The following is a 15,199-nucleotide window of genomic DNA, read 5'->3' as shown; positions in this document are numbered from 1 at the left end:
ATGACTATCGATTGAACGAATGGTCAGGAAAGCCCTGCGTTCAGGCTTGCCTGACGATATCGACCGAGATCTCCACCGCCGTTTCCGAGCCTCTATTTTCGAGCCAGTGGGTAGTATTCCGATCCTCGGGCCAACCCACTCCGGGCCCGTAATCCGTGGCGACGCCATTGCGATGGTCGGTGATGGTCCCTTGCAGGATGTAGACGGTGCCCGGCCTGTCGATGTGGTTGTGCAGCGGCCCGAAGACGCCTCCGGGCTCGATGGTCACCTTGCGCATTCTGAGTTGGCGCCCCGCCATGCCCTCGATCTCGGGACCGAGGTCAATCGTTGCCAGCAACATCACCGTCACGCCTTTCGTTTCGGGTGCCGCCGGTTCGATGTTCATTGCGCGCTCCATGTGGACCTGTAGGGTCTAGTTACAAGTAGAGACCCTAAAAGGCGTGATCGGTGGCGAGGCGACAAAAGGTGACGCCGGGGCTGCAAGCAATGACCTCGGCGATGGTTTTGAACAGATAGGCGTTAACCCAGCCGTATCGACAGTTCAACGTCTTCACCGAAAGGCAGGGACAGGTAGCCGTTTGCCGGCGAGCGCACGTAGGCCAGGTATTCCGGGCAGTAATCGGAGTTGTCGGCAATCACCAGGGCGCCGGGTTTGAGGCGACTTTCTACCAGACCCAAGACGTCGCGATAAAGCGCTTTGGCGCCATCGAGCAGCAGCAAGTCGATGGCCTCGGGCAGCCCGGTTGCGAGTGTGACGAGTGCATCGCCCTCGCGAATCTCCACCAGATCGCTGACCCCGCCCTCGATGAGGTGTTGGCGTGCCAGGGCGATCTTCGACGGCTCGAATTCGCTGCTGATCAGCACACCGCCACCGTTGTCCCGCAGCGCGGCGGCGAGGTGCAACGTTGAAAGGCCGAACGAGGTGCCGAATTCGACGATGGCCCGCGCCTTCGAGCTGCGCGCCAGGGTGTACAGCAGTTTTCCGGTGTCCCGCGAGACCGGCAGCCACAGGTCTTTGAGCAGTCCGTAGAGTTCGAGGTAGTCGGTTTTGCTGTGCATGAGGCGGTCGCGGTCCTCGGCGGAAAAGTCGTTGAAAACCGGGCTGGTGGCGGCATTGGCTTTTGCATACAGACGTTCAATCAGCGAGGCCATAGGGGCCGAAGTGATAGTGGTCATGGGTGCTTCCCGTTTACAGGTTGAGCGCCTGTCGGCGCCGGGGCTAAGATGCGACTAATTCGTCGCATTAAAATTATGCGAACAATTCGTCACATTCGCTATTCGCATTAGCCCCGAGGCCCGCAGCCCTTATGACAACCCGCCAGACCTCGCAGATTTCCTCACGCAAACAGCCCCGACAGGCCCGCTCGACCGAGTTGGTGGCAGCCATTCTGCAAGCGGCTACTCAGGTTTTGGCCAAGGAAGGCGCGGCGCGTTTCACCACCGCCCGCGTGGCGGAAAAGGCCGGCGTCAGCATCGGCTCGGTCTACCAATATTTCCCCAACAAGGCCGCCATCCTGTTCCGGTTGCAGAGCGATGAATGGCAGCAGACCACGCAAATGCTGCGCGGGATTCTGGAGGATGCGGACAAGCCGCCGCTTGAGCGGTTGCGGGCGCTGGTGCATGCGTTTATTTGTTCCGAGTGCGAAGAGGCGCAGATGCGGGTGGCGCTGAGTGACGCCGCGCCGCTTTATCGTGATGCACCGGAAGCTCATGAGGTTCGTGCGGCGGGGCAGCAGATTTTTCAGGATTTCATGAGTGAGGCGTTGACGGAGGTTTCTGCAGAAACTCGCGCGCTGGCTTGCGATCTGGTCTCCACGACCCTCAGTTCGGTGGGGAAGTCTTTCTCGGGAAATCCGCGTAGTCACGATGAGATCGCGGTGTATTCCGACGGGATGGCGGATATGTTTTGCGCCTACATCACGGCGCTGAACAGGCACTGATGCTGATCGGTTAATGATTTGAACGCCGCATAACCTGTGGGAACGAGCTTGCTCGCGAAGGCGTCGTCACAGCCAAAAACCATGTCATCTGGCACACCGCTTTCGCGAGCAAGCCCGCTCCCACATTGGTTTGGTGTTGGTCGCAAGATTTGTGGCCGCCACAGGTCCCCTGTGGGAGCGAGCCTGCTCGCGAAGGCTTCGGCACAGCCAAAAATCATGTCATCTGACACACCGCTTTCGCGAGCAGGCTCGCTCCCACATTTGTTCGGCGTTGGTCGCATGATGTGTGGCCGGCACAGGTCCCCTGTGGGAGCGAGCCTGCTCGCGAAGGTTTCGGCACAGCCAAAAATCATGTCATCTGACACACCGCCTTCGCGAGCAGGCTCGCTCCCACCTTTGCTCTGGATTGGTCGCAAGATGCGTGGCCGACACTGATTCCCTGTGGGAGCGGGCTTGCTCGCGAAGGCGGTGTGTCAGCCGATATTTAATTTGGATGTAGCGGCCTCTTCGCGGGCAAGCCTCGCTCCTACGGGGGATTGGGTTGGTCGCTCGGTGTTCAGCGGTCATCAAATGTGAGGTTGGAGTTGCTCAATACATATGGATATCCGTATATTCGGACCTTCACATATCTGCGGCCATCCCATGCTCAGCCCTCCAGCCATCTACAAATGCCTCTCCGACGAAACCCGAGCTCGCGCCACTTTGCTGATCACCCGTGAAGGCGAGTTATGCGTCTGCGAATTGGTCTGTGCGCTGGATGACAGTCAGCCAAAAATCTCCCGCCATCTGGCCCAGCTCCGGGCCTGCGGTCTGTTGCTTGATCGACGCCAGGGTCAATGGGTGTATTACCGGCTAAACCCCGAACTGCCGGCCTGGGTTCGCACCGTTCTTGAAACCACCCTGCACGCCAATGCCGAATGGCTCGAAGAAAACAGCGCCCGGCTTAAACAGATGCACGACCGCCCACTCAATACCGCAGCCTGCTGCTGACCTGACCCAAGGGAGTTTCCATGCGAGTTCTATTCATGTGCACGGCCAACAGCTGCCGCAGCATCCTCTCCGAAGCAATGTTCAATCACCTGGCCCCAAAGGGTTTCGAGGCGGTCAGCGCCGGCAGTTTTCCCAAGGGCCAGGTGCTGCCTCGCAGCCTGACCACGTTGCAGGCAGCCGGCATCGCCACCGATGGCTTGAGCAGCAAAGGCAACGACGCCTTCGAAGCCAACCCGCCGGACGTCGTCATCACTGTTTGCGACAAGGCTGCCGGTGAAACCTGCCCCGTGTACTTCGGCCCGGCGCTGAAGGCGCATTGGGGGCTGGAAGATCCGTCAGAAGTGTCGGGTGACGAAGCCGCGATATCCGCCGCTTTCCACGCGACCCTGGCGCGTATCGAAACCCGTTGCCGGGCCTTTCTCGCCCTGCCCTTCGCCGACCTTGATCGCGATGCCTTGAAGCGTGAACTCGACCGCATCAGCACGCTGTAACTGGAGCCGCCCATGACTCATCCACTGCCCAACCTAGACCCGTCATTGATTGCACAGCGTGAAAATGGCGATCAGCACAAACCGCGAATCCTGCTGTTGTACGGCTCGACCCGCGCCCGCTCCTTCAGTCGATTGCTGGTAGAAGAAGCAGCCCGCTTGCTTGAACACTTCGGCGCCGAAACACGGATTTTCAACCCCTCAGGTTTGCCGCTGCCGGACGACGCGCCGAACGATCATCCGAAAGTCCAGGAACTGCTGGAGTTGATGCAATGGTCGGAAGGCCAGGTCTGGTGCTCGCCGGAGCGACACGGTTCGATGTCGGCGGTGTTCAAGGCGCAGATCGACTGGGTGCCGCTGGCCATCGGCGCGGTGCGCCCGACCCAGGGCAAGACCTTGGCGGTGATGCAGGTGTGCGGCGGCTCGCAATCGTTCAACGTGGTCAATCAACTGCGCGTGCTGGGGCGCTGGATGCGCATGTTCACCATCCCCAATCAATCCTCAGTGCCGAAGGCTTTTCTGGAGTTCGACGAGGACAACCGCATGAAGCCCTCGGCGCTGTACGACCGGGTGGTGGACGTGATGGAGGAACTGGTGAAATTCACCCTGCTGCTTCGCGATCGTCCGGATCTGGTTGACCGCTATTCGGAGCGCAAGGAGTCGGCTGAAGCGCTGACCCAGCGCGTCAATCAGCGGTCGATTTGATAGCACACTTGACCTTGGCAATCACACACCTTGTGGGAGCGAGCTTGCTCGCGATAGCGGACTGGCAGACAGCAAATATGTTGAATGTCAGACCACCATCGCGAGCAAGCTCGCTCCCACATTTGTTCGGTGTTGGTCGCAAGATATGTGACCGACAAAAATCCCTGTGGGAGCGGGCTTGCTCGCGAAAGCGGTGTATCAGCTGCATCAATGTTGACTGACCCACCGCCTTCGCGAGCAAGCCCGCTCCCACAGGTTTTGCGTGCTAGCGGGTTGTCAGCGTTCCCACTTCCACCGCCCCGCCATTGAGCCTTACCGGCCACACCCGCAACCGCTGTTGCGGATACTCCAGACAGCTACCATCCTCCAGCCGGAAATGCTGCTTGTAGATCGGCGACGCGACCACCAGATCGCCCTTGATGCTGCCCACCAACCCCCGACCGATCACATTCGCGCCGGATTGCGGGTCGTGGTTGTCGATGGCGAACAACGTCTGGCCCTCGGCATCCGGCAGGTAGAACAGCGCCACTTGCGCGCCGTCGAGCCACACGACCACGCCGGAGTTGTCGACCAGATCCTGTTGCGCACACACGGCTTGCCAGGCCCCGGTGTTTTCCATAGCGGCCATGCGTTGGGTATTGGAAAGGCTCATCAGGCAATCTCCTCGGTGACCGGAATCAGGTTGAGTTCGGCGGCCATGATCGGGCGCCGTTGGCCGCGTTCCTGGACGAAGTGGATGTCCGGGTCCGGGCGTTTATCGTTGACGAAGGTGCGGAAGCGCTTGAGTTTTTCAGGGTCTTTAAGAGCGTTGGCCCATTCGCATTCGTAGCGATCGACCACCAATTGCATCTGCGCCTCAAGCTCTGCACCGAGGCCAAGGCTGTCGCTAATGATCACGTCTTTGAGGAAGTCGAGGCCGCCCTCCAGGCTTTCGCGCCAGACCGAGGTGCGCTGCAATTTGTCGGCGGTGCGGATGTAGAACATCAGGAAGCGGTCGATGTAGCGGATCAGGGTTTCATCGTCGAGGTCGGTCGCAAACAACTCAGCGTGACGCGGACGCATGCCGCCATTGCCGGCGATGTAGAGGTTCCAGCCCTTCTCGGTGGCGATCACGCCGACGTCTTTGCTCTGCGCTTCGGCGCATTCGCGGGTGCAACCGGACACGGCGAATTTGAGTTTGTGTGGCGAGCGCAATCCCTTGTAGCGATCCTCGATGAGCAAGGCCATTTTCACGCTGTCCTGCACGCCGTAACGGCACCAGGTGCTGCCGACGCAGGACTTCACCGTGCGCGTGGATTTGCCGTAGGCGTGGCCGGTTTCGAAACCGGCTTCGATCAGCTCGCTCCAGATGTCCGGCAATTCATGCAATTGCGCGCCGAACAGGTCGATGCGCTGGCCGCCGGTGATTTTGGTGTAGAGGTCGTATTTCTTCGCCACCACGCCAATCGCGATCAGCTTGTCGGCGGTGATTTCGCCACCAGGGATGCGCGGCACCACGGAGTACGTGCCGTTCTTTTGCATGTTGGCCATGAAGGTGTCGTTGGTGTCCTGCAACGGCACCAGCGACGGGTCCATGATCGGCTGGTTCCAGCACGACGCGAGGATCGAGCCCACCGCCGGTTTGCACACGTCGCACCCGGTGTGGCCACGGCCATGTTTGGCCAGCAGCTCTTCGAAAGTGATCACCCCTTCCACCCGCACCAGCGCATACAGTTCCTGACGGGTGTAGGCGAAGTGCTCGCACAAGCTCTTGTCGACGCTGACACCACGGGCGATCAATTCATGCTCGAAGACTTGCTTGAGCAACCCGGCGCAACCACCGCAACCGGTGCAGGCCTTGGTCTGCGACTTGAGCAGGCCGAGGTCGGTGCAGCCACCGTCGATGGCCGAGCAGATCGCGCCTTTGGTGACGTTGTGGCACGAGCACACCGTGGCCGACTCGGGCAACGCGCCAGGGCCGAGGGTCGGCGCGCCTTCGGACGAGGGCAGGATCAGGCTAGCCGGCTCCGCTGGCAACGCGATGGCGTTCTGCATGTATTGCAGCAGCGTGTCGTAGTAGCTGTTGTCGCCGACCAGCACCGCACCCAACACGTACTTGCCGGTCGGGTCCACCACCAGGCGCCGGTAGCTGGCGGTGGCTTCGTCGATGAACTGATAGCTGCGCGCACCCGGCGTGTGGGCGTGGGCATCGCCGATGGAACCGACGTCCACGCCGAGCAGTTTGAGCTTGGTCGACATGTCCGCGCCCAGGAACGGTTCGGCGGTCTGGTTGCACACCTGTGCGGCCACCCCACGGGCCATCTGGTAACCCGGCGCGACCAGGCCGAACAGGCTGCCGTTCCACGCAGCGCATTCGCCGATGGCGTAGATGTTCGGGTCGCTGCTCAGGCATTCGTCGTTGATCACCACACCACCGCGCGGGCCGATTTCCAGTGCGCATTGGCGAGCCAGCGCATCTTGCGCACGGATACCGGCGGAGAACACGATCAGGTCGGTTTCAAGGAATTCTTCATTGGCAAAATTCATGCGGTAGCGGTAATCCGCACCGGCGCTGATCGATTGTGTGGCGCGGGACAAATGCACACCGACGCCCAGTCGTTCGATCTGCGCCTTCAGCGCCAGGCCACCGAAGTCATCCAGTTGCACCGGCATCAGCCGTGGCGCGAACTCGACGACATGCGCTTCCAGCCCCAGGCTTTTCAGCGCATTGGCGGCTTCAAGACCGAGCAAGCCACCGCCGACCACCACACCGCGCCGCGCGTTGGCCGCTGCGGCACGGATCGCGTCGAGGTCTTCGAGGGTGCGATACACCAGCCGCGAATCGCCCTCGGCGCCCTCAATCGGCGGTACGAATGGATAGGAGCCAGTGGCCAGGATCAACTGGTCGTAAGCAACGCAGCCTTGAGCGGTAATCACCTCGCAACGAGCGCGGTCGATTTCCAGCACCGGCACGCCCAGATGCAGGGTGACGCCGGGCGTCTGGTACAGCGACGCATCCGATAGTGCCAGCGACTCGGCATCGCGACCGGTGAAATACTCGGACAGATGCACACGGTCGTAGGCACGCATCGGCTCTTCGCTGAAGACGTGCAGGCGGTAGTGGTCCAGCGCCCCGCGCTCGATCAGTTGTTCGACGCAATGATGTCCGACCATGCCATTGCCGATCACGATCAGCGTTTGCAATTTGTTCAACGCGGCAACATTGGAATTCATAAGAAGCACCCTTCGCACGGCCAATCACGGTTCAAAAAGCAAAAAAAAACGCCTGAAACCTTGCGGTTCCAGGCGTCTTTGCCTGTTCTTTTGCGGTGTTGAAACCAGACGTCTATGCCTGATCCACCGATGTAGCCCACGACCTGTTGGCCATTCGATCGTCGTTGACCGAGGGGGCGACCCACTGCGTATTGACGGTGGGTTTGAACAAGGGCTTGCAGCGATTGTGCCAACCAGTGCAAGCCAGTCGCTACAGCGCTCGGAGGTTGTTATAGCGATGGAAAACGCGGATATCGCGCCTCTGACTGGTGCACGGCGCCATATAAAAGTGCACCGAATACGCATGGCGGTTCGCCGGACCGGAGCGCGAATCCCGCTGATTATCGGCCGCTCAAGCCTGAACAATACTTCTGGCGCGTGACTTGCTAGGAACACCAGCAAAGCAGTCAACGCAGATTGCCCACCTACGACAAAGGCGCCGTGTAACTCCCGTTTTTTTAACGGAGGGTCACATGGCGCTTTTTTTTGCTTACGGGTCGGGCAAGTGCAGGCACGAGTTCAAGGGGCGAGGATGACAAACACCAGCGTACGCAGCGTCTGTCCTTATTGTGGCGTGGGTTGCGGCATCGTCATGCAGGTCGCGGACAACCGGGTTATCAAAGTCACCGGCGACAAGACGCACCCGACCAATTTCGGCCGACTCTGCACCAAGGGCACCACTTGCGGCCAGGCGATTGCCGAGTCGGGGCGGATGGAAAACGCTTATCTGCGTCACGAGCGCGATCGTGATCCGGTGCGAATCGCCATGGACCAGGCGATCAGCGAAACCGCCAGCCGACTGCGCGCCATCCTTGATGCTCACGACCCGGATGCATTGGCGTTCTATGTGTCGGGGCAGATGTCGCTGGAGGCCCAGTACCTGATCAACAAATTGGCCAAAGGCTTTGTGCGAACTAACAACATCGAGTCCAACTCGCGCCTGTGCATGGCCAGTGCGGGCAGCGGCTACAAACTGTCCCTCGGTTCTGACGGGCCTCCGGGTTCCTATGAGGACTTCGATCACGCGGATCTGTTTTTCGTGATCGGCGCCAACATGGCCGACTGTCACCCGATTCTGTTCCTGCGCATGATGGATCGGGTCAAGGCCGGGGCGAAGCTGATTGTGGTCGACCCACGGCGCAGCGCCACGGCGGACAAGGCGGGTCTGTTCCTGCAAATCAAACCCGGCACCGACCTCGCGTTGCTTAATGGCTTGCTGCATCTGCTGGTGAAAAACGGTCACACCGACCCGGACTTCATCGCTTCATTTACCGAAGGCTGGGACGTCATGCCGGCGTTCCTCGAAGACTATCCACCAGCCAGCGTCGCCGAAATCACCGGCATTCCCGAGGCCGACATTCGCCAAGCCGCCGAATGGATCGGCCAGGCCGCCGAGTGGATGAGTTGCTGGACCATGGGCCTCAACCAAAGCACCCACGGCACCTGGAACACCAACGCCCTGTGCAATTTGCACCTGGCCACCGGGGCGATTTGCCGGCCGGGCAGCGGACCGTTCTCCCTGACCGGGCAACCGAACGCCATGGGCGGTCGTGAAATGGGTTACATGGGCCCAGGTCTGCCGGGTCAGCGCTCGGCGCTGGTCGAGGCAGATCGACTGTTCATCGAAGACCTGTGGCGCCTCCCCCAGGACAGCCTGCCGCGCAAGGTCGGCGGTGGCACCGTGGCGATGTTCGAGCAGATGAGCGCCGGCCAGATCAAGGCCTGCTGGATCATCTGCACCAATCCGGTCGCCTCGGGCCCCAACCGGCAGAAAGTCATCGAAGGTTTGCAGGCCGCCGAGCTGGTGATCAGCCAGGATGCGTTCCTCGACACCGAGACCAACCGCTACGCCGACATCCTTCTGCCCGGCGCGCTGTGGGCCGAGGCCGAGGGCGTGATGATCAACTCCGAGCGCAACCTGACGCTGATGCAAAAAGCCGTGGAGCCGCCCGGTGAGACGCTGGCCGATTGGCAGATCATCGCCCGGGTCGCCTGCGAAATGGGCTTTGCCGAGGCTTTCACCTACACCTGCGCTTCGGAAGTGTTTGAAGAGATCAAACAGGCCTGGAACCCGAAGACTGGTTATGACATTCGCGGTGCCAGTTATGCGCGGCTGCGGGACCAACCGCTGCAATGGCCCTGCGCGACAGGCGAGGCGGCGGATCGCAATCCGATTCGCTACCTGAACAACGGCGTGAGCCAGACGCTCAAGGTCGACACCGATGGCCGCCAACCCACCATCGTGTTTGCCACCGAGCACGGCAAAGGCATCTTCCTTCCGCGCCCGCATATGTCGCCAGCGGAGATGCCGGGCGAGGACTTTCCTTTTGTGCTCAACACCGGTCGCTTGCAGCACCAATGGCACACCCTGACCAAGACCGGCAAGGTCGCGACCCTGAACAAACTCAATCCGGGACCGTTTGTGGAGCTGCATCCGGAAGATGCCGCCAGCCTCGGGATCAAGGACAAGGATCACGTCGAAGTGCGTTCAGTGCGTGGCCGCGCCGTGCTGCCAGCGGTGGTCACCGACCGGGTGCGCCAAGGCAACTGTTTTGCGCCCTTTCACTGGAACGACGTGTTTGGCGCCAACCTGGCGATCAACGCGGTCACCAACGATGCCGTCGACCCGATTTCGCTGCAGCCTGAATTCAAATTCTGCGCCGTCGTCCTGCAACGGGTCGAACTGATCGAGCATTCGTTTCTCGACGTGCCGACGCCGGTTGCCAATGAAATCCCCCACTTGTCCGAGGAGTTGCCCATGTCGCGCATCGAGGCCTTCGCCGATCTCGCCGGCATCAGTCGCGTGCCTTCTCCACAACTGAGCGACAGTGAACGCACCTACCTCGCCGGTTTTCTCAGCGGCTTGCAGTCCCCGGCCGGGCGCCAGGCGGTGGGTGTCCCTACCCTGCCCGCCAACGCGCCGCTGGCCGCTGATTCGCGGTTATGGCTGGACGGCTTGCTCGGTGGGTTGTTCAGCCGTATCGAATCAAGCACTCCGCAACTGAACCCTGACAGCGGCCCCAGCGTGACCTTGTTATGGGCCTCGCAAACCGGCAATGCCGAAGCCTTGGCCGAGCGTTTTGCAGCACGGTTGCGTGACGGCGGGATCACTGTGGAACTGAGCGCCATGGCGGATTTCCCGGCAAGCAAACTGGCGAGCACCCACACACTGGCCCTGATCAGCAGCACTTTCGGCGACGGCGATCCGCCGGACAATGGCGAAGGTTTCTGGCACACCCTGAAGACCGCCGAAACCCGTCTGGAATCGCTGCGATTTGCGGTGCTGGCGCTGGGCGATCCCAACTACGACCAGTTCTGCAAACACGGCAAACAACTTGATCAACGCCTCCAGGAATTGGGCGCGACCCGGTTGCTGGAACGGGTCGATTGCGACACGGAATTCGAAGAACGTGCGGAGGCGTGGCTGAGCCAATTCCAACAAACGCTGAAACCGGCAACACCGAGCATTGTCGTCGGCCCCATCGAGACGCCCGGCAAAGCCAAGCCCCACGCGTCACGCCTGCTGATCAACCGTCACCTGAACCAACAGAGTCGCCACAAGGAAACCCGCATGTTTTCCCTGGACCTGGCGGACTCCGGGCTGAGCTACGAAGCCGGCGACGCGTTGGGCGTGATGCCGCGCAACTGCCCGGAACTGGTCGATGAATTGCTCGACCTGACCCGACTCGGTGCTGACACGCCTGTGAACCTCGACAAGCTCGGTGAAGTCGCGCTGCACCAGGCGCTGACCGAGCACCTGGAAATCGCCCGGCCCAACCTCGACACCCTGGCTTTCATCGCCGAACGCAGTGCCAACCCGGCGTTGAAACACCTGCTGGGCAGTGAACGCAAAGCTGACTTGAAAGACTGGCTGTGGGGTCGGCAATTGGCGGACGTGCTGCAGGAGTTCCCGATCGACTGCTCGGCGCAAGAGCTGCTGGGCACGCTCAAACGCCTGCAACCGCGCCTGTATTCGATTGCCTCAAGCTCCAAGGCGCACCCGCAGGAAGTCCACCTCACCGTGGCTGCCGTTCGCTACGGCAAACGCAAAGGCGTGTCCTCGACCTTCCTCGCCGACCGTCTGGAGAACGGCGAAGTCCCGATATTCGTCCAGCCTTCGAAACACTTCCGTGCGCCCGCCGATGGCAACCTGCCGATGATCATGATCGGCCCCGGCACCGGCGTGGCACCGTTCCGCGCCTTCCTGCAAGAACGTCGCGCCCGGGGCGATCAGGGCCGCAACTGGCTGTTCTTCGGCGAGCAACACGCCGCCACCGATTTCTACTACCGCGATGAGCTGCAAGGCATGCAACACGACGGCCTGCTGACGCAACTCAGCCTGGCGTTTTCCCGGGACCAACCCGAGAAAATCTACGTGCAGGACCACATTCGCGAACAGGGTGCCGAACTGTGGCGCTGGCTACAGGAAGGTGCTCAGGTGTACATCTGCGGCGATGCCGGGCACATGGCCAAGGATGTCGACCAGGCGTTGCGCCAGGTTGCACAGCGGCATGGCGGGTTGAGTCAGGAAAACGCTGCGGATTACTGGCGGCAGATGGGTGAGCAGAAGCGCTATTTGCGGGATGTGTATTGAATGGGCGGTTGCTCCAGGAAATCCCTCAGGCTTTCGCCCAGCGCATCAAATACCAGGGCAATCCGTTGAACCCGGCGCATGTCTTGATGCATTGCAATCCAGACATCGACTGAGAAATCCACCTGCCGAGGCAGCACCCGAACCAGCCCGTAACGCTGGGCCAACTGACTGGAACAGACGCCGATTCCCAGCCCTGCGCGCAGTGCAGCCAGTTGCGCGAGATGGTCGTCGGTGCGAATGAGTGCAGGCTCCGTCGCGCAGTCGAAGCCTCTCTCGCGCAGAAACTCTATTTCCACCAGATTGCGATCCGGCCCGATCAGCGGGTAGCGATGCAACTCCGCCGCAGTAGCCGGCGTGCCCTGCTCCGTCAGCAAATCAGGCGTGGCGTACAGCCCGACACGCAAGTCACCCACCTTGCGCGCCACCACCGAAGCCTCGGTCGGCCGACGGATGCGCACCGCCACGTCAGCCTCTTGCCGTGCCAGCGCTTGCAGACGGTTCGACACGCTGAGTTCAATGGCCAATTGCGGACAGGCCTGGCGCAATGTGCGCAACATCGGAGGCAGCACTTCAACCCCGAGCAGCTTGCTGCTGGTCAGGCGAACCGTGCCGCTTGCCAGCCCCGCATCGGCTGACGCAGCCCGATTGAACGCGTTCGCCGCCATGGCCATGGCTTCGACATGGCTGATCAGGTCCTTGGCCATTTCCGTCGGCAGCAATCCGGCGGGAGAACGGATGAACAGGCTGACGCCGACACTTTGCTCCAACGCTTCGATCCGCCGTCGCGCCGTCGCCTGCGCGATGCCCAACAAACGTGCCGCGCCGGACAGGCTGCCGGTACGCAGTACGGCCAGGAAGGCTCGCTGGGTTTCCCACTGTAGTTGAGGAGCGTTCATACATTTCCTATGAGCCGTTGGGCAGCTTTGGCTGATTTTCTTTCTGGGAGCACAGCGTCATGCTGGCCAAGAATATCCCATGGGCGCCCTGCCTTATCCGCGACCCTGATGCTGAAAGGAGCTTTTCATATGACGCTTACCGGCCAATGTCGCTGTACCGCCGTGCACTACACCCTCGCAACCGATGCGCCGCTGGCGGTCTATGCGTGTCATTGCAGGGATTGCCAGACCTGGAGTGGCAGCGCTTTCGCCCTTCACGCGTTAATGCCATCGGAAACCATCAGCCATGAAGGTCCGGTGACGCACTATGCCTATGACGCCGACGGCCAGCACTCCATTCACACGCTGTGCAGCGTCTGCCATACCCGACTCTACAACACCACCAGCGCGGCGCCGGGCATGTTGGTGCTGCGCGCCGGGACACTGGATCACAGCCCCTCTCTGCAGCCGGTCGCGCATATCTGGATCAAACACAAACAACCGTGGCTGATGTTGCCGGAGGGTATTGCGACCTGGCCGCAAAGCCCGACCCCGCAGGCGTTCGCTCAAGCGTTGCAGGCATCCGAAACGGCACCGGAGGTTCGATGAATCACTCAGTCATGGATAAAGGCAGTTGTCGTTGCGGCCAGGTTACTTTTGAGCTGCGCGCCCCGCCGCTCATCACCACGGCCTGCCACTGCACGGGTTGCCAGAAAATGGCGTCCAGCGCTTTCTCTTTGAGTGTTCTGGTGCCGGCGGAAAGCTTTGTGGTCACACAAGGCAACCCCGTCATCGGTGGCTTGCATGGGCCGACACAACACTTCTTCTGCCCGCATTGCCTGAGTTGGTTGTTTACCCGGCCGGAAGGCAATGATCAGGTAATTGGCGTCCGTTCCAGCCTGCTCGAAAACCCGCAACGCTACGCCCCGTTTATCGAAACCTGGACGAGCGAAAAACTGCCGTGGGTTGCGACCGGCGCAGAACATAGCTTTGAGCAATTCCCTGCGCCGCAGGACTTTGGACCTCTGGTGCAGCAATACGCGCAGCGCGGTCAGAACTGAGGCAAGCAGTGCCGCCGAAACGGCACGGCCTTCAAACGCAGGCCGGGTTTTGCGCTGCGTCTCGCGCTTATCAATGACCGGTCACCACAGCGCCACCTTGGCGTTGACCCTGCGGAAAACCATGCTTGCGTGCGCCCACCGCAATCCATAATCCCGCCAGCAACAGCACCAGCAACACCCATGGAAACGAGACGACACCGACCTGATCCAACAAGACACCACCAAACAGGCCGGCAATGGCAATCGCACCGTTCCAGGCCACAACGTTCATGGACAAGGCGACATCCGCGCCCTCGCCGGCCGTATCTGCCAGTGCGGTTTGCAGCAGTGTGGCGGCACCGCCAAAGGTCAGGCCCCAGACAAAGGTGCCCAGGTAGATGACGATCACAGACTGCGAAAAGAACCCGAAAACGAAGGCGGTCGCGGCGAACGCGGCGAGGCTGATCAACACGGCATTGCGCAGATAGCGATCCACCAGGCGACCGGTGATCCAGATACTCAGGAGTGCCGCGATGCCGAACACCAGCAGCACCAGATCAATATCGCTGGCCAGTCCGGCAGGCGTCACGAAAGGCGCGACGTAGGTGTAGAGAATGTTGTGCGCCAGCATCCAGGTCATCACGACCGCGAGCACCGGTCGAACGCCCGGGGTGAAAAACACCCGACCCAACGGCATGCGTTCAGAACTGGCCTGGCCGGGATAATCCGGGACTTTCGCCAGCACCCAGACAATCAGCCCCACCGTCAGCACCGACATCAACCCAAACGCCGTGCGCCAACCCACCAGGCTTCCCAACCAAGTGCCCAACGGCACGCCCAGCGACAACGCAATCGGCGCACCCACCATCGCCACGGCCATGGCGCGCCCTTGAAGGTGCACCGCCACCATGCGCCGCGCATAACCGGCCAACAGGCTCCACGCCAACCCGGCAGAGACCCCGGCGAAGAATCGGGCGATGAGCGTCAACCCGTAGCTCGAAGACCAGGCGGTGACGGAATTGAACAAGAGGAAACCAACAATCGTCAGCAGCAACACATTGCGTCGCCGCCAGCCTTGGGTGGCGATGGTCAACGGAATCGCCGCCAGCAACGAACCCAACGCGTAGACGGTGACCATTTGCCCGGCCAGTGATGGTGAAACATTCAGACCACTGCTTATCTCGGGCAATAACCCGGCCGGCAAGGTCTCGGTGACGATGCAAATAAAGCCTGTCATGGCCAGCGCGAGCAGCGCGCCGAGGGGTAACCGTTCATTTTCAAGCCGACTGTCCTGCATGGTTTTGCTCCTGATTAA

13 protein-coding genes are annotated in these 15,199 nt (G+C 61.0%); 7 read left to right on the top strand and 6 right to left on the bottom strand.

All coding sequences use genetic code 11. From position 1 onward, the window contains the following. Positions 1 to 40 precede the first annotated feature (40 nt). The gene (locus NK667_RS08330; protein ID WP_054050437.1) at positions 41 to 385 is read right to left on the bottom strand and encodes a cupin domain-containing protein; all 345 of its coding nucleotides are present in this window, start codon (positions 383 to 385) and stop codon (positions 41 to 43) included. 134 nt (positions 386 to 519) lie between these two features. Then, positions 520 to 1,176 carry an O-methyltransferase gene (locus NK667_RS08325; RefSeq protein WP_054614345.1) on the bottom strand — a complete coding sequence of 219 codons (657 nt, stop codon included), beginning with the start codon at positions 1,174 to 1,176 and terminating at the stop codon, positions 520 to 522. 131 nt (positions 1,177 to 1,307) lie between these two features. Here NK667_RS08325 and NK667_RS08320 point away from each other — a divergent pair, with 131 nt between their 5' ends. From NK667_RS08320 to arsH, 4 genes are all read left to right on the top strand, one after another. Beyond that, a complete protein-coding gene (locus tag NK667_RS08320) occupies positions 1,308 to 1,940 on the top strand; it encodes a TetR/AcrR family transcriptional regulator (protein WP_054614344.1) in 633 nt (210 codons plus the stop codon). Positions 1,941 to 2,582: 642 nt separating this feature from the next. Next, positions 2,583 to 2,930 carry a metalloregulator ArsR/SmtB family transcription factor gene (locus tag NK667_RS08315; protein ID WP_054614343.1) on the top strand — a complete coding sequence of 116 codons (348 nt, stop codon included), beginning with the start codon at positions 2,583 to 2,585 and terminating at the stop codon, positions 2,928 to 2,930. A gap of 20 nt (positions 2,931 to 2,950) precedes the next feature. Beyond that, a complete protein-coding gene (locus NK667_RS08310) occupies positions 2,951 to 3,421 on the top strand; it encodes an arsenate reductase ArsC (RefSeq protein ID WP_054614342.1) in 471 nt (156 codons plus the stop codon). Between the two features lie 12 nt (positions 3,422 to 3,433). Beyond that, positions 3,434 to 4,123 carry an arsenical resistance protein ArsH gene (gene arsH / locus NK667_RS08305; RefSeq protein WP_054614341.1) on the top strand — a complete coding sequence of 230 codons (690 nt, stop codon included), beginning with the start codon at positions 3,434 to 3,436 and terminating at the stop codon, positions 4,121 to 4,123. A 265-nt stretch (positions 4,124 to 4,388) separates the two neighbouring features. Here arsH and nirD read toward each other — a convergent pair whose 3' ends face one another. Together nirD and nirB are read right to left on the bottom strand one after the other, a co-directional pair. Then, entirely contained in the window at positions 4,389 to 4,775 is a 387-nt protein-coding gene (gene nirD, locus NK667_RS08300; RefSeq protein WP_054614340.1) for a nitrite reductase small subunit NirD, read from the bottom strand. After that, complete coding sequence (nirB, locus tag NK667_RS08295; protein ID WP_054614339.1) at positions 4,775 to 7,336, bottom strand: nitrite reductase large subunit NirB; 2,562 nt, start codon at positions 7,334 to 7,336, stop codon at positions 4,775 to 4,777. Before nirB ends, nirD begins: the two co-directional genes overlap by 1 nt. Positions 7,337 to 7,907: 571 nt before the next feature. On the opposite strand from nirB, the gene NK667_RS08290 reads away from it, so the two are divergent. Continuing rightward, positions 7,908 to 11,969 (top strand): bifunctional nitrate reductase/sulfite reductase flavoprotein subunit alpha, encoded by a 4,062-nt coding sequence (locus NK667_RS08290; RefSeq protein ID WP_054614338.1) that lies wholly within the window; start codon positions 7,908 to 7,910, stop codon positions 11,967 to 11,969. Here NK667_RS08290 and NK667_RS08285 read toward each other — a convergent pair. Then, positions 11,948 to 12,865 carry a LysR family transcriptional regulator gene (locus NK667_RS08285; RefSeq protein WP_054614337.1) on the bottom strand — a complete coding sequence of 306 codons (918 nt, stop codon included), beginning with the start codon at positions 12,863 to 12,865 and terminating at the stop codon, positions 11,948 to 11,950. The genes NK667_RS08290 and NK667_RS08285 overlap by 22 nt on opposite strands. Before the next feature lie 129 nt (positions 12,866 to 12,994). Here NK667_RS08285 and NK667_RS08280 point away from each other — a divergent pair, with 129 nt between their 5' ends. Continuing rightward, positions 12,995 to 13,453 carry a GFA family protein gene (locus tag NK667_RS08280; RefSeq protein WP_054614336.1) on the top strand — a complete coding sequence of 153 codons (459 nt, stop codon included), beginning with the start codon at positions 12,995 to 12,997 and terminating at the stop codon, positions 13,451 to 13,453. Then, positions 13,450 to 13,905: a GFA family protein gene (locus NK667_RS08275; RefSeq protein ID WP_054614335.1), complete on the top strand. Its 456-nt coding sequence runs from the start codon at positions 13,450 to 13,452 to the stop codon at positions 13,903 to 13,905. Before NK667_RS08280 ends, NK667_RS08275 begins: the two co-directional genes overlap by 4 nt. Positions 13,906 to 13,975: 70 nt before the next feature. Here the strand turns inward: NK667_RS08275 and NK667_RS08270 are convergent, their stop codons facing one another. Then, a complete protein-coding gene (locus NK667_RS08270) occupies positions 13,976 to 15,181 on the bottom strand; it encodes an MFS transporter (protein ID WP_054614334.1) in 1,206 nt (401 codons plus the stop codon). Positions 15,182 to 15,199 lie beyond the last annotated feature (18 nt).

This window comes from Pseudomonas nunensis, from assembly GCF_024296925.1.
GTDB classification, from domain to species: domain Bacteria; phylum Pseudomonadota; class Gammaproteobacteria; order Pseudomonadales; family Pseudomonadaceae; genus Aquipseudomonas; species Aquipseudomonas nunensis.
Note: the sequence above shows the minus strand (reverse complement) of the source record. Positions and strands in the feature narration are given on the sequence as shown.

Coding starts and splice junctions, on each gene's coding strand:
- NK667_RS08330 (WP_054050437.1), bottom strand. CDS start 385: ATGAACATCGAACCGGCGGCACCCGAAACGAAAGGCGTGACGGTGATG.
- NK667_RS08325 (WP_054614345.1), bottom strand. CDS start 1,176: ATGACCACTATCACTTCGGCCCCTATGGCCTCGCTGATTGAACGTCTG.
- NK667_RS08320 (WP_054614344.1), top strand. CDS start 1,308: ATGACAACCCGCCAGACCTCGCAGATTTCCTCACGCAAACAGCCCCGA.
- NK667_RS08315 (WP_054614343.1), top strand. CDS start 2,583: ATGCTCAGCCCTCCAGCCATCTACAAATGCCTCTCCGACGAAACCCGA.
- NK667_RS08310 (WP_054614342.1), top strand. CDS start 2,951: ATGCGAGTTCTATTCATGTGCACGGCCAACAGCTGCCGCAGCATCCTC.
- arsH (WP_054614341.1), top strand. CDS start 3,434: ATGACTCATCCACTGCCCAACCTAGACCCGTCATTGATTGCACAGCGT.
- nirD (WP_054614340.1), bottom strand. CDS start 4,775: ATGAGCCTTTCCAATACCCAACGCATGGCCGCTATGGAAAACACCGGG.
- nirB (WP_054614339.1), bottom strand. CDS start 7,336: ATGAATTCCAATGTTGCCGCGTTGAACAAATTGCAAACGCTGATCGTG.
- NK667_RS08290 (WP_054614338.1), top strand. CDS start 7,908: ATGACAAACACCAGCGTACGCAGCGTCTGTCCTTATTGTGGCGTGGGT.
- NK667_RS08285 (WP_054614337.1), bottom strand. CDS start 12,865: ATGAACGCTCCTCAACTACAGTGGGAAACCCAGCGAGCCTTCCTGGCC.
- NK667_RS08280 (WP_054614336.1), top strand. CDS start 12,995: ATGACGCTTACCGGCCAATGTCGCTGTACCGCCGTGCACTACACCCTC.
- NK667_RS08275 (WP_054614335.1), top strand. CDS start 13,450: ATGAATCACTCAGTCATGGATAAAGGCAGTTGTCGTTGCGGCCAGGTT.
- NK667_RS08270 (WP_054614334.1), bottom strand. CDS start 15,181: ATGCAGGACAGTCGGCTTGAAAATGAACGGTTACCCCTCGGCGCGCTG.